The following is a 21241-nucleotide window of genomic DNA, read 5'->3' as shown; positions in this document are numbered from 1 at the left end:
GTTAGCCCTTGTTTTGCTGAGGCTATTGGCCGATGCGGTGCCTGCAACGGGAACACAACCCACTTCGCCGGCACCATTCCCCAATTATTCATGAAAATCAGGTATCCGGCGTCGCGCGCGGCGTGATCCTTGTGCCGTCGGCAATGCGGCTGCCCGGATAGGCAACGACGCTTTGCCCCGCCTGAAGGCCCGAGAGCACCTCGACCGCGTCGGCGTTCGCCTGGCCGACCTCGACCGGCGTCAACACCGCCCGATCATTCTGAATGGCGAACACCGCCCAGCCACCGCCCTGCCTGAACAGCGCCGACTGCGGCACGCGCAGCAGATCCTCTGCCGACCACACAACGATGCGGATATAAGTGCGGAACCCGTCGCCCAGACCCAAGCGCTGCTCGGGCGGGGTCAGGATGTCGAGCTTGAGCCGCACGCGTTGCTCTTCGATGCCAAGGGCCGAAACCTCGGTGAAGGCGGCCGGGTCGATGCGGCGCACGACGGCCTCAAGCACCTCGGAGCCGCCCCAACGTTCGACATGCGCGAGCGCGCCTTCCGCGACGCGCACGGCGTCGGAGGACAGCAGGTCCACCTCGATCTCCAGATCCCCCAGATCGCCGATGGTCAGCAGCGTCTCGCCCGCCTGCACAAGGCGTGCCGAGCGGTCTTCGATCGTCAGGATCGTGCCGCTGGTGGGCGCTGTGATCTGCACGCAGCAGGTCAGAGCGGCGGTGCCGATGCCGGGATCTGAGGGGGCGAGCAACTGGGCCTGTGCCTTGGCCAGCGTCGCACGGTTCAGATCGAGCGCCGAGCGCGCCGCATTCAGCGCCGCATCGGCGCTGCGCCGGACCTGCTCGGCGGCTTCAAGCGAACGTGGCGGGACGATCCCGCGCGCGGCCAGCTCGCTGTTGCGGGCGTATTCGGTCTGGGCATAGGCAAGGTCGGCCTCGGCGCGGGCGATATTGGCCTCGGCCAGACGGACCGATGCCTGCGCCTCGGTCACGGCGGCCTCGGCCTGCGCGCGGGCGCGGGCGTCAAGGAAAGCGGGCTCGCCCGGACGGATTTCGGCGACGACCGTCTCGCCGCGTTCGACCCTGTCGCCGACCTCGACCGGGCTGCGGGTGGTGGTGCCGGTGATTGGCGCGGTGACCAGATAGGGGTTGCGCACCTGCGTTTTGCCCTCGGCCTCGACGGTGACCTCCAGGGGGCCGCGCGTGACCTGTACGATATCCACCGGCTCCGGAGAGGGGCTGAGCGCCCAGACCGTCACGGCGGCGAGCGCCGCGAGCGAGAGGCCGGTGAGGATCCATTTGGTACGAGTCATGGCATGTCCTTTCAGTCGCGCGCCTTGAGCGCCTGAACGATGTCGATCCGGTCGAGCCTGCGCCGCACGACCAGCGCCGCGGCAAGGGCGGTGGCCAGCACGATCAGACTGGCATAAGCGAATGTCTGGCGGTTGACCACCAGCGGCAGAGCAACGACATCGGTTGAGAAGCCCTGCACCACAAGGGCGGCAAAGCCGTAGCCGCCCGCCCAGCCGACCGGCAGGCCGATCAGCGTCAGCAGCATCAATTCGCCCACCAGAACCCAGGCAACCTCACCCCGGCTGAAACCCAGAACCCGCAGCGAGGCAAGCTCATGCACGCGTTCCGACAGGCGAATGCGCGCAGCGTTATAGACCACGCCAAGCGTGATCAGCATCCCAAGCGCCGAGTAGATGACGGTTGAGATGCTCAGGTTTTCCTCGATAGTGGCGGTGAACTGGCTGCGGGTGCGGGTCCAGTCTGCGATGCCAGCGATGGCGGGGGTCGATTTCACAGCGGCGTTCAGCGCGTCCATCTGTGTGGCATCCACTTGCAGGTTGATCTGGTTGACCTGTGGCGTCTGGCGCATCAGGCCAAACAGCGCGGGCGCCGCGATATGTGCATCCTGCCCAAGCGTCTGGCGAATGGTGGCGGTGAGCGGCACGGCCCATGTCTCACGCGGCGGGGCCAATGCCTCGACCGTCACCATATCGCCGGGGGCAAGGCCGAGCTTGCCCGCAAGCCCCTCGGGCAGCACAAGACCGTGGTCGGGCAGTTGCACCTGGCGGCCCTTGTCATCGATCAGCCGCGAAAGCTCCGAATGTTCGGGGTGCGCCGTCAGCGAGCTCAGCTCTTCGCGGTTGGCGTTGCGCAGGCGGACGGGCAGCACGAAGGCCCCCTCGGCGCGGATCACGCCGGGCAGGGCGCGGGCGTCATCCAGCGCGCTCTCGTTGCGTGCCGAGGCGAGGATCAGCGTGACGTTCTGGCGGTTCGCGCGGGTGAAGATCTCGTCCACCATCAGGTCAATCGCGTCATAGGTGAAGAAGGAGGCGATCAGGACCGAGACCGAGGCGGCCACGCCAAAGACGGTAACAGCGGCGCGTCCCGGCCAGCGGGTGATCGCGCGCAGGATCATCATTGTGGTCTGTTGCAGATGCGCCCAAGCGCCAAGTCCGTCGATCAGGCCGCGCCGGTAGACCGGCGGGGCAGGGGGGCTCATGGCCACAGCGGGCGGCAGCCGGACCGAGGCCCAGACCGCGCGCCCGGCCCCGCTGAGCGTGGTCAACAGCGCCAGCAGCGCCGAAAGCACGAAAGGCCAGGCCGAGGGCGCGTAGATCAGCCAGGGGAGGCGGAAGAAGTCGGCATACATCCGCGTCATGGCGGCGCCCAGATACCAGCCAGCGCCCCAGCCCACGACAGTGCCGATCAGCGCGATCCCGGCGGCGAGCTTGAGATAATGCGTCGCGATCGCGCCGGTCGTGTAGCCCACGGCTTTCAGTAGGCCGATCTGCGCGCGCTCCAGCGCGATCAGGCGGCTGAGCACCATGTTCACAAGGAAGGCCGAGACAGTCAGGAAGATCGGCGGCAGGATCAGCGCCATCGCGCCCAGTTGCTCCAACTCGGATTGCAAGAAGGCGTGGCTGATCTGGTCCGAGCGGTCATGCGCCCCGGTCCCGCCATAGGGCGCGAGCAGCCGGTCGAGCGCGCTGATCACCGCAGGCGCCACCGCGTCGCGCGCCAGTTGCAGCGCCAGCGAGTTGAAGGCGCCGTTCATGTCGGTGGCCGCCGCCGCCGCATCCTGCCCGATCCAGAGCACGCCGAAGCGCGCATCGTCGGGCATCATCGAACCCGGGCCGATGGTGTAGATATATTCGGGCGAGAGCACATGGCCGGTCACGGTCAGGCTGCGGCGCTGCCCCTCGATCACCGCCGAGAGCCTGTCGCCCGGCATCAAGCCGCGCGCCTCGGCAAAAGGCGCGTAAAGCGCGACCTCGTCGGGGTGCAAGGGATCGGGCATACGCCCTGCGCGCAGAAGCGGCGCGTTCAGCACCGGGTCGCGCCCCGAGACCGGCAGCGAGCGCACATCGGCCGAGACCGGCTCGGACACGCCCGGCAGGTCGATCACGGCGGAGGTGCGGATGCTCGGCGACAGCCGCGCGACACCGGGAATGGCGGCGATCTCGGGCAAAAGCGTTTCGGGCACGCGCGTCGCGTCGGCGAAGATCTCGGCAAAACGCTGGCGCTCGTAATAGGCTGCGCGCGAGGCCTCGAGCGAGGCGCGCGTGCCCGAGCCGAGCACCAGCACCATCACCCCGCAGGCCAGCACCCCACCAATGGCCAGCACCTGCGCCCAGAGGCGCAGAAGGTCGCGCAGCGCCTTGCGGTCGAGCGCGCTTACCATGTGATGTCCTTCGGATCGAGGCGGGTGGCGTTGATCTCCTCGCGTGCGATCTGGCCGTCGGCGATGTGGATGACGCGATGTGCGATGGCCTGAATTCCGGCGTTATGGGTGATCAGCGCTGTCGCGGTGCCAAGATCGCGGTTCACCTCGCACAGGGCCTCAAGCACGCTGATGCCGGTGGCGCTGTCGAGCGCGCCGGTCGGCTCGTCGCACAGCAGAAGTTCGGGGCGCTTGGCGATAGCGCGGGCAATGGCGACGCGCTGCTGCTCGCCCCCCGACAACTCGGCCGGGAAGTGATCGAGCCGGTGGCCAAGGCCCACGCGCTCCAGCGCCTCTTCGGGACGCATCGGGTCTTCGGAGATCTCGGTCACCAGCCCCACGTTCTCGCGCGCGGTCAGGGCGGGCATCAGGTTGTAGAACTGGAAGACAAAGCCCACATGCTCGCGCCGGAAGCGGGTCAGCTCGCGGTCGGTCGCGCGGGTGAGTTCCGTGTCGCGGAAGAACACGCGCCCCGAGGTGGGCAGGTCGAGTGCGCCGAGGATATTCAGCAGGGTCGATTTGCCCGACCCCGAGGCGCCGAGCAGCACGACCATCTCGCCCTCGGACAGCTCCATGGTGACGCCACGCAGCGCCTGAACCTCGACCGCGCCAGTGCGGTAGATGCGGGTGATGTCTTCGGTACGCAGGACGGGTGTGCTCATGGCCGAAGGCTACCGCGCCGTGAATGACGTTTCCATGATTTCGCGCAAAGAAAAAGGCCCGGAACCTGCGCTCCGGGCCAAGGGGCAGGGCCGCTTAGCGCCCCCGGATGCGCGGGTCGAGCGCATCGCGCAACCCGTCGCCGATATAGTTGACCGACAGCACCGTCAGCGAGATCGCAACGCCGGGCAGGATCACGCGCGAGGGGTAAAGCTGCATCTGATCGACAGCGTCAAACAGCAGGCGTCCCCAGGTCGGGAAGTCCGGCGGGAAGCCGAGGCCCAGGAACGAGAGCGCGGATTCGGTGATGATCGCGCTGGCGATACCAAGCGTGGCCGAGACCATGATCGGCGAAAGCACGTTCGGCAGCACGTGCCGCGTGATCATGCGCCGCGAGGGCGTACCGATCGAACGCGCGGCCAGAACGAACTCACGCTCTTTCAACCCTAGCACCTCGCCGCGCACGATCCGCGCGGTCTGCATCCACGAGGTCGCACCGATGGCAGATACGATCAGCAGGAAGATCCCGCTCTCGGGGCCGAAGCTTTTCGACAGCGGGTCGCGGAACAGCGTCACCATCAGCAGGAGCAGCGGCAAGAGCGGCAGGGCAAGGAACAGGTCGGTCAGCCGCATCAGCGGCCCTTCGAGGCGCCGGAAATAACCCGCGAGAACGCCGATCGTGGTTCCCAGAAGGATCGAGAGCGCCATGGCCGTCATGCCGACCGAGATCGACACTTTCCCGCCCGCCATCATCCGCGAAAGGATATCGCGGCCCAATTGGTCGGTGCCGAAGGGATGCTCCATCGAGAAGCCCTGGTTGCGCGCGCGCAGGTCCACATAGGTCGGCTCGATCGTCCAGAGGATCGGGCCGATCAGGATCGTGGCCAGGATCAACACGAAGATCGTCAGCCCGATGAGTGCGCCCTTGTGGGTCTTGAACTGATCCCAGACGTCCCACCACTGGCTGCGCGGCGGGCGGTAGGACAGGCTCGCTCCCGTTGTCTGGGCGGCCGCAGGTGCCTTTTCGGTCTCAGTCATAACGAATTCTCGGGTCGAGGATGCCGTATAGCAGGTCGGCAACCAGGTTGAAGAGCACGATCAGGATCGCGAAGATGAAGGTCAGCGTCATGACCATCGGCATGTCATTGGCGTGGATCGACAGGATCAACTGCTGGCCAAGGCCGTTCACCTTGAAGACCTGCTCGGTGATGATCGCGCCGCCGAAGATCGTGGGCACGCCAAGCGCGATCACGGTGACGACGGGGATGAGCGAATTGCGCAGCACGTGGATCAGCACGACGACCTTCTCGGTCAGGCCCTTGGCGCGCGCGGTGCGGACATAGTCCTGCCCGAGGTTGTCGAGCATCGAGGCCCGCATGAAGCGCGAGATCTGGGCCGCGTTATAAAGCGCAAGCACTGTCACCGGCATCACCATCTGACGGATCTGCGCCTTGAAGCTGGCCCAGTCGGTCACCTGCAAGGTCGTGTCATAGACCGAGGGGAACCACTGCAGCTTGACGGCGAAGACGATGATCAGCACGACGCCGGTGAAGAAGGTGGGCACCGAAAAACCGATCATCGAGATGAATGTGCCGATATTGTCGAACCAGGAATACTGCCGGTAGGCCGAGATGATGCCGATCGGCAGGGCGATCAGCACGCCCACGACATAGGCAAGGCCCACGACGATCAGGGTTTGGGGCAGGCGCTCGGCGATGATCTGCATGACCGGCTGGCGCGACTGGAACGAGATGACGCGCTGCATCCCCTCGCCATAGGACGTGCCAAAGAGCGCGTCCCACAGGTGCACCGGCTCGACCCAGAAGAACTGCTTGAGCCAGAGCAGGTAGCGCACATACCAGGGTGAGTTGAGGCCAAGCGCCTCGCGCATCCGGGCCTTGACCTCGGGGGGGACCGTCAGCGGCACCTCGCCGAGAGGGTCGCCGGGGGCGGCCTCAAGTAAAAGGAAGATCACCAGAGAGATGATCAGAAGCGTCGGGATGGCTATCAAAAGCCGTCTCAGGGTGAATGTGAACATCGGCGCCTCGGGGCATGTCTCTTGTTCGGAGGGGGTGGGCGAGGGCGCGGCCGCCCTAAGCGGTCGCGCCCTCGCCCCGGGTCCGACCGCCAGCGGCGGTCGGACCCTAGGTTCAGATCATTTCATCCGGTACCAGTCGGAGGCGTTCCACAGTTCCGAGTCCCAAGTATTCAGGACCACGCCGCCAAGAGTGTTCGAATGGGCCGAGACGCGGCCGCGGTCGACCAGCGGCACGACGACCATGCTGTCTTTGGTCAGCATGTCGTTGAGCTTCTTGGCCAGTTCGGCGCGCTTCTCGATGTCGCCGGTCTTGCCAAGCTCGACGATGAGCGCGTCATACTCTTCCGAGCAGAAGCGGTTGATGTTCTCACCCTGCCACTGGTTCTCGGGCTTGGGCGCCTTCTCGCAGGTGTACTGCGCGAGGTAGGGCTCCGGATCGGTGCCGTCGAAGTTGTTGGCGTACATCTCGACATCGGCATAGAACTTCTGGAAGGTGTCGGGCGAGCCCGCGTCACCGCCGAAATAGACCGAGCCGTCGATGTTCTTCAGCTCGACTTCGACACCGATGTCGTTCCACCACTGCTTGATGATCGACTGGAAGTCCTGACGCACGGCGTTGGTCGAGGTCTGGTAGAGAACGCTCAGCTTCTTGCCGTCCTTGTCGCGGATGCCGTCGCCGTCGCTGTCGGTCCAGCCGGCTTCATCCAGAAGCGCCTTGGCGCCATCGACGTCCTGCGTGAGGCAGCCGGTGTTGTCCGAGGCAAACATCGCCGGGGCGGGAACCAGATTACAGGTCGGGCGGCCAGCCTGGCCGTAGCCGATCTCGACCAGGATCTCGCGGTCGATGGCTTTCGACAGCGCGGTGCGCACACGGATATCCGACAGGAACGGATGCGGATGCTTGGCGGTCGAACGCTCACCTTCGGCCAGTTCCGGCGACGGGTCGGTCATGTTCATCTCGATCCGCTCGACGAGCGTGCCGAAGCCGACGACCAGCTTGCCCTTGCCCGCGGCCTCCATGCCGGCCAGCACGTCGGGCGCAAGTTGCAGGTTCCAGGCGTAGTCGAATTCGCCGGTTTCCAGAACCGAACGGCCCGCCGCGGCCGCGTCGCCGCCGCCCTTGAGGGTCAGGTTCGAGAACGCGGGCTTGGCCGGGTCGCGATAGTTCGGGTTGGCCACCATCTGGATCACGTCGTTCGTCTTGAACTCGGTGACCTGGAACGGGCCGGTGCCGATCGGCATGAAGTTCTGATCGGTGCAGGACGATGCCGCCGCGCCGAGGCAGTTGGCGAACTGCGCCTTTTGCAGGATCGGCGAGGTCGCGCCGGTGAAGGCGGTGAACGGGTTGGGGCGCGGTTCCTTGTAGGTGATCTTCACCGTCAGGTCGTCAACCGCCTCGACCATCTCGATGCCCTCGTAGCGGGCCTCCTGGGCGCAGCCGCCCTCGGGATGGGTGCAGTATTCGTAGGTGAAGACCGCATCAGCGGCGGTCAGGGGCGTGCCGTCCGACCACAGGATGCCCGGCGTGATGTGCCAGGTGATCGTCTTGAGGTCTTCCGAGATGCCGCCGTTCTCAAGGCTCGGGACTTCGGTCACGAGACGCGGGATCACCACGCCGGTTTCGTTGAAGCCCGCGAAGGGCTCGAGTACGAGCGACGATGCCTCGACGTCCTTGGTGCCCGACGACAGATAGGGGTTCAGCGTCGAGGGCGCCTGCCAGTAGATCACATTGACCTGGCCGTCGCTGCCGCGCTCGGCGAAGGCAGCCGGCGCGAGGGCCAGCGTTGCCGCCGCGCCCATCAGGATTGTCTTGAGTTTCATACAAACCTCTCCTTGTTGGATCGAATTTCAATGCCGCCGTTCAGCCGGCGGTCTCTTGGTAAAGGTGGCAGGCCACATAGCGGCCGGGCTGGACCTCGTGGAAGGTCGGCTCGATCTGGCGGCAGATATCCATCACCTTCGGGCAACGCGTGCAGAAGTTGCAGCCCTTGGGCGGGTTGGCGGGCGAGGGGACATCGCCCTTCAGGATGATGCGGCGGCGGCTCTTTTCGGCCTCCGGGTCGGGTTCGGGAACCGCAGACAAAAGCGCCTGGGTATAGGGGTGCAGCGGCTCAAGGTAGAGCGGGTCGCGCGGCGCCAGCTCGATGATCTGGCCCAGATACATTACCGCCACGCGGTCGGCGATGTGGCGCACCATCGACAGGTCGTGGCTGATGAACAGGTAGGTCAGGCCAAGCCGGTCCTGCAATTCCTCAAGCAGGTTTACCACCTGCGCCTGGATCGACACGTCGAGCGCGGCAATCGGCTCGTCGCAGACGATGAACTTGGGGTTCAGCGCGAGCGCGCGGGCAATCCCGATGCGCTGGCGCTGGCCGCCCGAGAATTCATGCGGATAGCGGTTGGCAAAGTCGCGGTTCAGCCCGACCTGGTCCATCAGCTCATAGATCCGGGCCAGCTTGTCCTTCTTCGACAGGCTCGTGTGCTCGTCCAGCGGCTCGCCGATGATGGCGGCGACGGTCATGCGGGGGTTGAGGCTCGCCTGCGGGTCCTGAAAGACCATCTGCATCTTGGGGCGCATCTCGCGCAGGGTGTTCGCGTCGGCGGCCAGCACGTCCTTGCTGTCGATGCGCACGGCCCCGGCGGTGGGTTCGTAAAGCCGCAGGATGGCGCGGCCGCAGGTGGACTTGCCGCAGCCCGACTCACCCACAAGGCCAAGGGTCTCGCCCTCGTAGATCGTGAACGAGACGTTATCGACCGCCTTCACATCGCCCACATGCTTGCGAAAGACGCCTGCGGTGATGGGGAAATACATCTTGAGGCCCGAGACCTCGATCAATGCTTTGCCGGTTGCATCAAGCATGGGCGGCCTCTTGCGTGCGGGGGGCGTCGGCGTCGAAATCCCAGAAGCAGGCCGCGTCATGGCCGGGGCCGACGGGGTGGCGCGCGGGGTTCTCGGACGCGCAGCGATCGAAGGCCTGGGCGCAGCGGTCGCGGAAGGGGCAGGCAGAGGGGGCGCCGCGCAGGATCGGCGGCTGTCCCTCGATCACCGAAAGCTTCGCGGTGCGCTCACCGCGCACGCTCGGCACGGTCTTGAGCAGCGCGCGGGTATAGGGGTGCCGCGGATTGTGGAAGACCTCGGACACCGGACCCTGCTCGACCACCTGACCGCCATACATCACCATGATTCGGTCGGCGATACCCGCGATCACGCCAAGGTCATGGGTGATCCAGACAATGGCCATGCCCAGCTTCTGGCGCAGCTCTTTGACCAGTTCGAGGATCTGCGCCTGAATGGTCACGTCGAGCGCGGTCGTGGGCTCGTCCGCGATCAGAACCTTCGGGTCGCAGGCCAGAGCAATGGCGATCATCACCCGCTGGCGCATCCCGCCAGAGAACTGGTGCGGGAAGTCGCGCAGCCGCCGCTCGGCGTCTGGGATGCCCACGAGTTCGAGCAGTTCTTTCGCGCGAACCTGCGCCTGCGCCTTGGTCATGCCCATGTGCTTTATCAGCGGCTCGCGCAGCTGGTAGCCTACGGTGAAGACCGGGTTAAGCGAGGTCATCGGGTCCTGGAAGATGAAGCCGATGCCGGGTCCGCGCACTTCGCGCAACTCGGCCACCGAACAATTTAGCAGATCCTTGCCGTCGAAAATCACCGTGCCATCGCGCACCTCGGCGGGCGGGGATGGCAGCAGGCCGATCAGCGACATCATCGTCACGGACTTGCCCGAACCGGACTCGCCCACAACGCCCAGAAGCTCTCCGGGACGCAGATCGAAAGAAACGGAATTAACGGCGTGGACTTCGCCACCACGGGTCCTGAAAATCGTTTTCAGGCCCGAAACCTCGAGCACAGGCAGCGCCCCATCGGGCATATGTGACCCCCAAGTCAGTTGTATTCGCAGTATTTTTACTGTCGCGTTCTGTCCCGCAGGCTTCGCCCGAGCGAGATTATTTGACCGAGTGTTAGAGATTTTGATCATATGCGCAAGCACGATTCTGGATGCCGTGACTGGAGCGTCTTTCAGGGGGGCGTTTCGTGGGGTGGGGTTGACGCCTCGCAGGATGCGGGCGCAGCCTGCGCACAAAGGAGAAACCTATGACTGACATGGTCACTGCCCGCAGCCTTCTTGACCGCCTCGTAGCCTTCCGATCGGTCAGCCGCGACAGCAATCTTGAGTTGATCGACTGGGTCGCCGAATGGCTGGAAGGGCAGGGAATCACCGTCACCAAGGTCCCTGACCCCGCACAGCCCACCAAGGCGAGTCTGTTCGCTCAGGTCGGGCCGGATGTGGCCGAGGGCGTGGTGTTGTCGGGCCATACCGATGTGGTCCCGGTCGAGGGGCAGGACTGGGCCTCTGACCCCTGGGCGGTGGTCGAGCGCGACGGGCGGCTTTACGGGCGCGGCGTGTGCGACATGAAGGGGTTCGACGCGCTGGCTTTGGCCGCAATGGCGGCAGCAGCGCGGCGGCCGCTCAAACGACCTCTGCAGATCGCACTCAGCCATGACGAGGAACTGGGCTGCATCGGCTGCATCCCGATGATCGAGGCCATGGCGGGCCTGCCGCGCGCCTCGGCGGTGGTGGTGGGCGAACCCACGATGATGAAGGCGGTGACCGGGCACAAGGGCGGGCTGGCCTTCTGGGTCAAGGTCCATGGGCACGAGGTTCACAGCTCGCTCATGCACACCGGCGTCAGCGCGATTCTTGAAGGTGCCAAGATCCTGATGTGGGTGAACGAGATGAACGCGAAGGGGCAGGCCGCCGCAAAGGCTTCGCCCTTCGTGCCGCCCTGGACTACGGTCCATACTGGCGAGATCCGCGGCGGAACGGCGCATAATATCACCGCGGGCCTGTGCGAATTTGGCGTCGATTTCCGCGTCTTGCCCGGCGAAGACCCCGAGGACTGGCGCCGCGCCTTCCTTGCCAAGGTGGCCGAGGTTGAGGTGGGGATGAAGGCCGTTCACCCCAATGCCCGGATCGAGGTCAAGGAGCGGTTCGCGCTGCCCGGCCTTGCCCCCGAGGTGGACGGCGTGGCCGAGGGCCTCGTGCGCGCGCTCACCGGCGATAATGGCAGCCAGGTGGTCAGCTATGGCACCGAGGCCGGGCAGTTCCAGGTTCGCGGCTGGTCCGCGGTGGTCTGCGGCCCCGGCGACATCGAGCAGGCCCATAAAGCCGACGAATGGCTCGCACTGTCGCAATTCGAGGCCGGCTGGGCCTTCATGGAAGACCTGATCGAAAGGCTCTGCGCGTAGGCGTTGTGATCCAGGGGGCGGCCCGTCGCCTCTCGAACAAGGTGGGATGGATCGCCCGTTTGATGACGCGCTCGGATGCGCGCAGAACCCAGGGTTGTGGTGACGATGCGCAACGAAAGCCCGATCTCCGGGTCCCGGACGGCCTCCGGCCTTCCAGGCCACGGCTAGCACGGCGTCGGTGGCGGCAAATTTACCGACGGGTCAAAAAGTGATCTCCAACCCGCCTTCTGACCCTTGCGGCCCGCAGGGCTTTGTAACAGGCTGTCGGCGCCAACAACCAGGGAGCCCCTCATGCCCGTCAAGAACCGTTTCGCCGAGCTTCTGCCCGAGATCACCGCCTGGCGACGAGATTTCCACGAGAACCCCGAGATCCTGTTCGAGGTGCACCGCACCGCAGGCAAGGTGGCCGAACTGCTGCGCGGCTTTGGCTGCGATGAGGTTGTCGAAGGCATCGGCCGCACCGGCGTTGTGGGCGTAATCAAGGGTAAAACCGACACCAAGGGCCGCGTCATCGGCCTGCGCGCCGATATGGACGCGCTGCCCATCCATGAGGCGACCGGCCTCGACTACGCCTCGAAGACGCCCGGCAAGATGCATGCCTGCGGTCATGACGGGCATACCGCCATGCTGCTCGGCGCCGCGAAATACCTTGCCGAGACGCGTAATTTCGACGGCTCCGCAGTGGTGATCTTCCAGCCTGCCGAAGAGGGCGGCGGCGGCGGGCGCGAGATGGTCGATGACGGTATGATGGACCGCTTCGGCATTCAGGAAGTCTACGGCATGCACAACTGGCCCGGCCTGCCGGTCGGCAGCTTCGCCATCCGCGAAGGCGCGCTTATGGCCGCCGCCGATCAGTTCGAGATCGTCGTCACCGGCAAGGGCGGCCACGCCGCCAAACCGCACGACTCGATCGACACCACGCTGGTTGCCTCCCATGTCGTTGTGGCACTGCAATCCATCGCCTCGCGCAATGTCGATCCGCTCAAGCAGGTAGTGGTGTCGGTCTGCACCTTCCGCACCGAATCCGAGGCGCATAACGTCATCCCGCAGACTGTGCTCCTCAAGGGCACCGTGCGCACGATGGATCCTGCTGTCCAAGATTACGTCGAACGCCGCATCAGCGAGATCGCCGAGGGCACGGCGACGGCCTTCGGCGCGAGCGCCGCAGTGAAATACATGCGCGGCTATCCGGTCACGATCAACGCCCCCGAAAACACCGGCTACGCGATCGAGGTCGCGCAGAAGGTTTCGGGCAAGGTCGATGCCAATGTCGCGCCGCAAATGGGGGCCGAGGATTTCAGCTTCATGCTCAACGCCCGCCCCGGCGCCTATATCTTCCTGGGCAATGGCGACACGGCGATGGTGCACCACCCCGCCTACAACTTTGATGACAACGCGATTCCTTTCGGCTCCAGCTGGTATGCCGGCATGGTCGAGGAGCGGATGCCCGCCGCCTGATATCCCCTTCAATGTGGGTGAAATATCCTCGGGGGGTGAATTCGACGCAGTCGAAGAGGGGGGCAGACAGCCCCCCTTTCTTGTTCTTTACCGCAGCACCATGACCGAGCAGGGCGCGTGGCGTACAACGCGCGCGGCGGTCGAGCCGATCAGGTAATCGCCCAGTCCCGGACGATGCGATGCGATGATGATGCAATCCGCCCCGATCTCCTCGGCCAGATCGAGGATCTCGTTCGCCGCATGGCCATCGCGGATCACGCCCGCGCCATTCTCGAACTCGTTCGCCAGTTGATCGAGCGAGCCCTGCAGCGTGCGCTTGAGATCTGCGGCATAGCCCTCGGGCATGTAGGAGATCGCAAAGCCCGGAACGTCGGCCATGATATGGACCAGCGTCACACGTGCACCCGGCGCTGCAAGCGCCCGGGCGATGTTGAGCGCGGCATCGGGGTTGTGGTCGTCGTCGAAGGCGACAGGGACGATGATATTGGAATACATCGAAGGCTCCTTTTCCGTTTGTCTCTTTGTGCCCCGGATCGGTTGCCTGCGCCTTGACCCAGATCAGCCTCCGGTATGGCTCATGTGGCGGCTCATCTGGCCCGCGATACCGGTGCGCGAATAGTCGAAGTCATGCCCGCGCGGCTTGCGCGCGATGGCGGCGCGGATCGCCTCGATCAGGGCCGCGTCATCGGCACTGGCGCGCAGCGGCGCGCGCAGGTCGGCGACATCCTCCTGGCCCAGGCACATGAACAGCTCGCCCGTGCAGGTCACCCGCACCCGGTTGCAGCTTTCGCAGAAATTATGCGTGAGCGGCGTGATAAAGCCGATGCGCTGCCCGGTCTCTTGCAGGCGCACGTAGCGCGCCGGGCCGCCGGTGGTCTCTTCGGTTTCCAGCAGGGTGAACCGCTCGGCCATCGCCTTGCGCACATCCGACAGCGGCCAGTACTGATCAAGGCGCAATTCCTCGCCCATATCTCCCATCGGCATGACCTCGATGAAGGTCAGGTCATGGCCCTCGGCCTCGCACCAGGCGATCAGGTCAAAGAGCTCATCCTCGTTGAAGCCCTTGAGCGCGACGGTGTTGATCTTGACGCGCAGCCCCGCGCGCTTGGCGGCGGCGATGCCCTCCAGCACCTGGTCAAGCCGCCCCCATCGGGTGATGGCCGCGAATTTCTCGGGCTTGAGCGTGTCGAGCGAGACATTGATGCGCCGCATCCCAAGCGCCGCCAGATCGTCTGCAAAGCGCGCGAGTTGCGAGCCGTTGGTGGTCAGCGTCAACTCGTCCAGCGCGCCGCTGTCGAGATGGCGCGAGATGCGACGGAAGAAGGTCAGGATATCGCGGCGCACCAGAGGCTCGCCCCCGGTGATGCGCAGCTTCTTCACCCCCAACCCGACAAAGGCCGAGCAGAGCCGGTCAAGCTCCTCAAGGCTCAGAAGTTCCTTCTTGGGCAGGAACTGCATGTGTTCGGCCATGCAATAGGTGCAGCGAAAATCGCAGCGGTCGGTCACAGACACCCGGAGGTAGGTGATCGGGCGGGCAAAGGGGTCGATGAGCGGTGCATGTTCCATAGCCGGAACCTAGGCCGGGCGATGTGCGGCGGCAAGGGGCTGGGCGTTGCCATGGCGCGGGGTAGCGCTTAGGCTGAGCGCGACATCCGAAGGAGGCATCATGGTTCGCAACGGGTTATTCGTGCTGATGATCGCGCTCGCGGGCTGCGGACGCCTCGGCTTTGGCGACGACACGCCCGAAGCAATGCCGCCGACGATCGCGCCCACCGACGATATTGCGGTATCGGCCCTGCCGGTGCCGGCGGGCGCGACCGCAGAGGTGCTCGACACCACCAGCGCAGCCGAGCGCGCACAGGCTGCGCAGGTGACAGGGCAGGGGGTGCGGCTTGGCGTCACGGTGGCGAGCCTTGGCGATCCGACACAGCCGGGGTTCTGGCTGAAAACCCCACTGGTCAGTGCCCCCGCAAAGGGACGTGTCGAGATGACGGCCACCGGGGCCTCGGCGCAGGTCGATCTGATCCCGACTGGCGGGGCCGAGGGCTCGGGCTCGCAGATGTCGCTGCCGACGCTGCGGCTGCTGGGGGTGGACCTGACCGGCCTGCCCGAAGTCGTTGTCTATCGCTACTGAACCATGCTGCGTGAAATCGACATCCCGCCCCTTTGGCTAGCCATCTTCGCCGCGCTCGGCTGGCTTGTGGCCCGCGCGGTGCCGCTGGCGCTGCCCTATGGCGCGGCGGCAGGCTGGGGCTTGATTGCGCTTGGTGGCGCGCTGGTGCTGACCGCCGCAGGGCAGATGGTACTGCGCCACACGACCTTCATTCCCAGGCGCGATCCCTCGGCGCTGGTGACGGGTGGCGTCTTTGCCCTGTCGCGCAATCCGATCTACCTGGGCGATGCGCTGGTGCTGGCGGGCTTCTTGCTGATTAACGACGGTTTTCTGGCGCTGCCGTTGGTGGCGGCCTTCATGCTTTTGATCACCCGGCGCTACATTCTGGGCGAAGAAGCCCGGATTCTGGCCACTTTTGGCGATGAATACGCCGCCTATTGCCGCCATACTCGTCGCTGGATCTGATCGCGAGACGCTGCAAAGCGGCACATTTTCTGCATCTGCGAAAAAGTGCTGTAGTGTTGCTGTTTTTCACACCCCGCAAGGGGGTGGGTAACGACTTGAAATATTGCGATAAAGTTCAGTATACCACGGCACTCCGTGGTATACAATAAAGCCTTCCCTAACATGCGACGTTTTTACAAGGATTTCGGCAATCAAGCCGCTTGTGAAACTTTATTGCGCGATGTTAAGCAGTTCTTCGCCACATGAATTACCCTCGGACGGATCCGTCCGGGCGGCGTAAGAAGGGGGAGACAAGGTGAAGATCGGCGCTCCGAAGGAGATATTTGAGGGGGAGTCGCGCGTCGCGATGACACCCGATTCCGCGCTGCAGCTGCAAAAGCTCGGCCATGAGTGTTTTGTCGAGGCTGGCGCAGGCCATGCCGCGGGCTTCGAGGACTCGGCCTATACCAAGGCCGGCGTCACCGTTGTTCCGACGGTCGAGGAGCTGTTCAAGGCGGTCGATTTCGTCGTCAAGGTGCGCCCGCCGGAAATGGAAGAGCTTGGCCGCCTGAGCAAGGGCCAGACGCTGATCTCGTTCTTCTACCCGGCCCAGAACAAAGAGCTTCTGGAAGCCGCCGAGAAGACCGGTGCGAATGTCATCGCGATGGACATGGTGCCGCGGATCTCGCGCGCGCAGAAGATGGACGCGCTGTCGTCGATGGCCAATATCGCGGGCTACCGCGCGGTGATCGAGGCCGGTAACAACTTCGGCCGCTTCTTCACCGGTCAGGTCACCGCCGCAGGCAAGGTTCCGCCGGCCAAGGTGCTGATCGTCGGTGCGGGCGTCGCGGGTCTTGCCGCCATCGGCACCTCGACCGCGCTTGGCGCCATCACCTACGCGTTCGACGTGCGCCCCGAAGTGGCCGAGCAGATCGAATCGATGGGCGCCGAGTTCGTCTATCTCGATTTCGAAGAGCAGACCCAGGACGGTGCCGCGACCGGCGGTTATGCCGCGCCCTCGAGCCCCGAGTTCCGTGAAGCTCAGCTCAAGAAGTTCCGCGAACTCGCGCCCGATATGGACATCGTCGTCACCACGGCGCTGATCCCGGGCCGTGACGCGCCGATCCTCTGGACCAAGGACATGGTCGAGCTGATGAAGCGTGGCTCGGTCGTTGTGGACCTTGCCGCCGAGCGTGGCGGCAACTGCGAACTGACCGTCAAGGACGAGAAGGTCGTGTCGGAGAACGGCGTGACCATCGTCGGCTACACCGACTTCCCGTCGCGCATGGCATCGCAGGCCTCGCAGCTTTACTCGACCAACATTCGTCACATGATGACTGACCTCACGCCCGGCAAGGACGGCGTGGTCAACCACAACATGGAAGACGATGTGATCCGCGGCGCGACCGTGGCATATGAGGGCGCCATCACCTTCCCGCCGCCGCCGCCCAAGATCGCGGCCATCGCGGCGCAAAAGCCCAAGGAAAAGGCCAAGGAACTGACGCCCGCCGAGATCAAGGCGCGCGACCACGCCGCCTTCAAGAAGCAGACGCGCGACCAGATCCTGATGCTGGGCATCGGCGGCGCGCTCCTGCTGGGTGTCGGTCTTGTTGCCCCGGCCTCGTTCATGTCGCACTTCGTCGTCTTCGTGCTGTCGTGCTTCGTGGGCTTCCAGGTGATCTGGAACGTGTCCCACTCGCTGCACACGCCGCTGATGGCGGTCACCAACGCGATCTCGTCGATCATCATCCTGGGCGCGCTGATGCAGATCGGCTCGGGCAACTTCCTGGTGATCGTGCTGGCCGCGCTGTCGGTCTTCATGGCGGGCATCAACATCTTCGGCGGCTTCATGGTCACGCGGCGCATGCTGGCCATGTTCCAGAAGTCGTAAAGGGGAGAGGGTAATATGGAATTCGGTTTCACCACTGCCGCATATGTCGTCGCGGCTGTGCTTTTCATCCTCTCGCTCGGTGGTCTGTCCGGTCAGGAAAGCGCCAAGCGCGCGGTCTGGTATGGCATCGTGGGCATGGCGCTGGCCGTGGCCGCGACGCTGGTCGGACCCGGTCAGGGACTATGGATCATTTCGCTGCTGATGATCATCGGCGGCGGCATCATCGGCTGGATCGTCGCCAAGAAGGTCCAGATGACCGAGATGCCGCAGCTTGTCGCCGCGATGCACTCGCTCGTCGGTCTGGCGGCGGTGTTCGTAGGCTACAACACGCACATCACGCTGGGTCAGGTCTGGGACATCATCGCCGAGCATCATGCGACCGGCATCATGCCCGCCGCCTATGAGGAGCTGTCGGGCTTTGCCAAGATCGTGGCGCACAAGTCGGCGGCCGAGGTGGCTATCCTCAAGGTCGAGACGTTCCTGGGCGTGTTCATCGGTGCCGTGACCTTCACCGGCTCGGTCATCGCGTTTGGCAAGCTTGCCGGCAAGATCACCTCGCAGGCGGTCAAGCTGCCCGGGGGGCATCTGCTGAACGCGCTGGCCGCGGCGGGTTCGCTTGCGCTGCTGGTGATCTATGTCAACGGCGCCGGCGCCTGGGCGCTGATCGCCATGACGCTGCTGGCGTTCTTCATCGGCTATCACCTGATCATGGGCATCGGCGGCGCCGATATGCCGGTCGTGGTGTCGATGCTGAACTCCTACTCGGGCTGGGCCGCGGCGGCCATCGGCTTCTCGCTCGGCAATGACCTGCTGATCGTGACCGGTGCGCTGGTGGGTTCGTCGGGTGCGATCCTGTCCTACATCATGTGTAAGGCGATGAACCGCTCGTTCGTGTCGGTGATCCTGGGCGGCTTCGGCGGCACCTCGGGTCCGGCGATGGAAGTCGAGGGCGAGCAGATCGCGATCGATGCAACTGGCGTGGCCGATGCGCTGAACGAGGCCGATAGCATTGTTATCGTTCCGGGCTACGGTATGGCCGTGGCGCAGGCGCAGATCGCCGTGTCGGAACTGACCTCGATGCTGCGCGGGCGCGGCAAGAACGTGCGCTTCGCGATCCACCCGGTTGCGGGCCGTCTGCCGGGCCATATGAACGTGCTGCTGGCCGAGGCCAAGGTGCCCTACGACATCGTTCTGGAGATGGACGAGATCAACGACGACTTCCCGGAAACGGATGTGGTTATCGTGATCGGCTCGAACGACATCGTGAACCCCGCCGCGCAGGACGATCCGAACTCGCCCATCGCCGGGATGCCGGTGCTGGAGGTTTGGAAAGCCAAGCAGGTCTTCGTGTCGAAGCGTGGCCAGGGCACGGGGTACTCGGGCATCGAGAACCCGCTGTTCTACAAGGAGAACACGCGCATGTTCTACGGCGACGCCAAGAAGTCGCTCGAAGAGCTGCTGCACCTGATCCGCGTCTGATCGACCTGACCAAGACCTTGAAAGCCCCGCCTCTCCGGCGGGGCTTTTCGTTTTGGACGGATCGGCTGCGCTGTGCATAGCGTTGATTGTGCACCGTGGTATGCAGATAAATATCTGTTATCGCAGCATATTTTTTGTTTACTCAACCTGAATTCCGGCTAGAGAGAAATCTCGAAGGAGATGCGCCCATGGTTTCAGTCGAAGATCACCCGCTGCGCTATGCGCTAGTGAACGAGTTGCACGCCCGCCCGTTTCCGCGGATCCCGGTGCCCTCGCAGGTTGTCTATCTGGCGATCAAGGAGCCGATGGACGCTGCCAATCGCGACCGGGCGGAGGACCTGACGCATCTCAACGAGCTGCTGCGCCGCTCGGGGGCCGCGCCCGCGCCAGCGGGGGTGACACATCACAGCGCCAGCGTTGGACGCCATCAGGTGCGGTGGGAAAGCCATACCGAATTCACGACCTTCCTGGCCCATGCGCCCGGCCTCTCGGCGCGCCCGTTCGACCCGGCCGAGGCCGAGATATTTCCCGCCGACTGGCTGAATGCCGCCCCCGGCAAACGTATCGCGGCAGTGTCGATCCGTATCCTGCCGCTGCCCGAGGATCCGGCGCAGATCAATATCGATCTCGATGATTGGTTTGTGCCCGAAAGCCTCGCCTGCGCCTGGGTGCTGGAAGGGGCGGCGATTGTCGCGGGGGATTTCCGGATCGACCCGGCGGGTCAGATGCGCTTTGCGATCTTCGTTGCTCCGGGCACCGGGGCGGGGCGGGTTGGCCGCATCGTGCAGCGCCTGTGCGAGATCGAGACTTACCGCGCCATGTCGATGCTTGGCCTGCGCCGCGCACGGGCCCTGTCGGCGCGGCTCAACGCGCTCGACCCCGAGCTGACCGAATTGGTCGCCGGCATGTCCAGAGAGGATTGCCCGGCAGAGGAAACGCTGAACACGCTGATCTCGGTCTCGTCCGAGCTTGAGGCGCTGGCGGTCACCCACAGCTTCCGCTTCAGCGCGACGGGCGCCTATGAGGCGCTCGTGAAGGAGCGCGTCGATGTGCTGCGCGAGACGCGCTACGAGGGGCGGCAGAAGTTCTCGGAATTCATGATGCGCCGCTACGACCCGGCGATGCGGACCACGAAATCGGCCGAGGTGCGCCTGCGCGCCATGGTCGAGCGCGCCGCGCGCGCGGGCGAGTTGCTGCGCACCCGGGTGGATGTGGAGCGACAGGCGCAGAACCAGAAGCTTCTGGAAAGCATGGATCGCCGCGCCGATCTGCAACTGCGCCTCCAGCACACGGTCGAGGGGCTCTCGGTTGTGGCGATCAGCTACTATGCGATCAGCATCGCGGGCTATCTGGTCTACCCGATCGCCAAGCAGGTCAGCGTCTCAAAAGAGGTCTTGCTGGGCGTGCTGACCCCGATCGTGATCCTTGGGGTCTGGCTGATGGTGCGCCGCATCCGCAACAGCTTTGGCGGGCACTGAGGGCTTGCCCGCCGGGCCGCATGGGCTAGTTCAGAGCGGATAGGGGGCGACATGACACCTGAAAAACCCGAGAGCGTGCTGGAATTCTGGTTCGCCGAGGACGTCCGGCCGAAGTGGTATGCCAAGGACGCAGCCTTTGATCGACGCATCGTCGAACGTTTCGGCGCGACCTATGAGGCCGCGCATCGCGGCGAGCTGGACGACTGGATCGAGGAGGAGCGCGGTGCGCTTGCGCTGATAATCGTGCTCGATCAGTTCCCGCGCAACATGTTCCGCGGCTCCCCCCGCTCGTTCGAGAGCAACGAGATTGCGCTGGCGTATGCCCGCACGGCTCTCGCGCGGGGATACGGCCAAGGGATGACCGCGGCCGAGCGGCAGTTCTTCTACCTGCCCTTCATGCACAGTGAGGCTCTGGCCGATCAGGAACTGTCCGTGGCGCTGTACCGCGCGATGGGCGAGGCCGAGTCACTGAAATACGCTATCCTGCACCGCGATATTGTCGCGCGTTTTGGCCGCTTTCCGCATCGCAATGCGGTGCTAGGGCGTTCAACCACGGATGAGGAAGCGGAGTTTCTCAAGACTCACTCAGGGTTTTGAGGGCGTGGGGAAGTTCGAGACTGAATAGCCCCGCGTTTTCTAGACGCCTTCGGGTCTCAGTTTCCGCTGCCGTTCGAACTCGACGGGCGACAGCATC

18 protein-coding genes are annotated in these 21241 nt (G+C 64.8%); 8 read left to right on the top strand and 10 right to left on the bottom strand.

What is annotated here, in order from left to right:
• Nucleotides 1–97: 97 nt before the first annotated feature.
• The 8 genes from KTQ37_RS16040 to KTQ37_RS16005 form a co-directional block, all read right to left on the bottom strand.
• The gene (locus KTQ37_RS16040; RefSeq protein WP_218631522.1) at nucleotides 98–1315 is read right to left on the bottom strand and encodes an efflux RND transporter periplasmic adaptor subunit; all 1218 of its coding nucleotides are present in this window, start codon (nucleotides 1313–1315) and stop codon (nucleotides 98–100) included.
• Nucleotides 1316–1326: 11 nt separating this feature from the next.
• On the bottom strand, nucleotides 1327–3696 hold the full coding sequence (locus tag KTQ37_RS16035; protein WP_218631521.1) for an ABC transporter permease: 2370 nt from the start codon (nucleotides 3694–3696) through the stop codon (nucleotides 1327–1329).
• Nucleotides 3690–4397 carry an ABC transporter ATP-binding protein gene (locus tag KTQ37_RS16030; protein WP_218631520.1) on the bottom strand — a complete coding sequence of 236 codons (708 nt, stop codon included), beginning with the start codon at nucleotides 4395–4397 and terminating at the stop codon, nucleotides 3690–3692. The genes KTQ37_RS16035 and KTQ37_RS16030 overlap by 7 nt, the downstream gene beginning before the upstream one ends.
• A gap of 94 nt (nucleotides 4398–4491) precedes the next feature.
• Nucleotides 4492–5433: an ABC transporter permease gene (locus tag KTQ37_RS16025; protein WP_218631519.1), complete on the bottom strand. Its 942-nt coding sequence runs from the start codon at nucleotides 5431–5433 to the stop codon at nucleotides 4492–4494.
• Nucleotides 5426–6433, bottom strand: coding sequence for an ABC transporter permease (locus KTQ37_RS16020; protein WP_218631518.1), 1008 nt, complete (start codon nucleotides 6431–6433; stop codon nucleotides 5426–5428). The genes KTQ37_RS16025 and KTQ37_RS16020 overlap by 8 nt, the downstream gene beginning before the upstream one ends.
• A 117-nt stretch (nucleotides 6434–6550) precedes the next feature.
• Nucleotides 6551–8254: a peptide ABC transporter substrate-binding protein gene (locus KTQ37_RS16015; protein WP_218631517.1), complete on the bottom strand. Its 1704-nt coding sequence runs from the start codon at nucleotides 8252–8254 to the stop codon at nucleotides 6551–6553.
• 40 nt (nucleotides 8255–8294) lie between these two features.
• Nucleotides 8295–9293, bottom strand: coding sequence for an ABC transporter ATP-binding protein (locus tag KTQ37_RS16010; RefSeq protein WP_218631516.1), 999 nt, complete (start codon nucleotides 9291–9293; stop codon nucleotides 8295–8297).
• Nucleotides 9286–10305, bottom strand: a complete 1020-nt coding sequence (locus KTQ37_RS16005; protein WP_218631515.1) for an ABC transporter ATP-binding protein — start codon at nucleotides 10303–10305, stop codon at nucleotides 9286–9288. Before KTQ37_RS16005 ends, KTQ37_RS16010 begins: the two co-directional genes overlap by 8 nt.
• 224 nt (nucleotides 10306–10529) lie before the next feature.
• Between KTQ37_RS16005 and argE the strand changes: the two genes are divergently transcribed.
• Nucleotides 10530–11684 (top strand): acetylornithine deacetylase, encoded by a 1155-nt coding sequence (gene argE / locus KTQ37_RS16000; RefSeq protein ID WP_218631514.1) that lies wholly within the window; start codon nucleotides 10530–10532, stop codon nucleotides 11682–11684.
• Between the two features lie 291 nt (nucleotides 11685–11975).
• Entirely contained in the window at nucleotides 11976–13142 is a 1167-nt protein-coding gene (locus tag KTQ37_RS15995; protein ID WP_218631513.1) for a M20 aminoacylase family protein, read from the top strand.
• 87 nt (nucleotides 13143–13229) lie between these two features.
• Here the strand turns inward: KTQ37_RS15995 and KTQ37_RS15990 are convergent, their stop codons facing one another.
• On the bottom strand, nucleotides 13230–13637 hold the full coding sequence (locus KTQ37_RS15990) for a universal stress protein (RefSeq protein ID WP_218631512.1): 408 nt from the start codon (nucleotides 13635–13637) through the stop codon (nucleotides 13230–13232).
• Between the two features lie 63 nt (nucleotides 13638–13700).
• Entirely contained in the window at nucleotides 13701–14708 is a 1008-nt protein-coding gene (gene moaA / locus KTQ37_RS15985; RefSeq protein ID WP_218631511.1) for a GTP 3',8-cyclase MoaA, read from the bottom strand.
• Nucleotides 14709–14808: 100 nt separating this feature from the next.
• On the opposite strand from moaA, the gene KTQ37_RS15980 reads away from it, so the two are divergent.
• The 6 genes from KTQ37_RS15980 (at nucleotide 14809) to KTQ37_RS15955 (ending at nucleotide 21144) form a co-directional block, all read left to right on the top strand.
• Entirely contained in the window at nucleotides 14809–15276 is a 468-nt protein-coding gene (locus KTQ37_RS15980; protein ID WP_218631510.1) for a D-galactarate dehydratase, read from the top strand.
• Between the two features lie 3 nt (nucleotides 15277–15279).
• Nucleotides 15280–15720, top strand: a complete 441-nt coding sequence (locus tag KTQ37_RS15975; protein WP_236021295.1) for a methyltransferase family protein — start codon at nucleotides 15280–15282, stop codon at nucleotides 15718–15720.
• A 295-nt stretch (nucleotides 15721–16015) separates the two neighbouring features.
• Nucleotides 16016–17590, top strand: a complete 1575-nt coding sequence (locus KTQ37_RS15970; RefSeq protein WP_218631509.1) for a Re/Si-specific NAD(P)(+) transhydrogenase subunit alpha — start codon at nucleotides 16016–16018, stop codon at nucleotides 17588–17590.
• A 15-nt stretch (nucleotides 17591–17605) separates the two neighbouring features.
• Nucleotides 17606–19069 (top strand): NAD(P)(+) transhydrogenase (Re/Si-specific) subunit beta, encoded by a 1464-nt coding sequence (locus tag KTQ37_RS15965; RefSeq protein ID WP_218631508.1) that lies wholly within the window; start codon nucleotides 17606–17608, stop codon nucleotides 19067–19069.
• A gap of 188 nt (nucleotides 19070–19257) precedes the next feature.
• Nucleotides 19258–20547, top strand: a complete 1290-nt coding sequence (locus KTQ37_RS15960; RefSeq protein ID WP_218631507.1) for a DUF3422 family protein — start codon at nucleotides 19258–19260, stop codon at nucleotides 20545–20547.
• Nucleotides 20548–20598: 51 nt separating this feature from the next.
• Nucleotides 20599–21144: a DUF924 family protein gene (locus tag KTQ37_RS15955; RefSeq protein ID WP_218631506.1), complete on the top strand. Its 546-nt coding sequence runs from the start codon at nucleotides 20599–20601 to the stop codon at nucleotides 21142–21144.
• Nucleotides 21145–21241: the final 97 nt, after the last annotated feature.

This window comes from Sedimentimonas flavescens, assembly GCF_019264375.1.
In the GTDB taxonomy this organism is placed as follows: Bacteria; Pseudomonadota; Alphaproteobacteria; order Rhodobacterales; family Rhodobacteraceae; genus Rhodobacter; species Rhodobacter flavescens.
The sequence above is the reverse complement of the archived record's forward strand: the minus strand, read 5'-3'. Positions and strand labels throughout refer to the sequence as shown.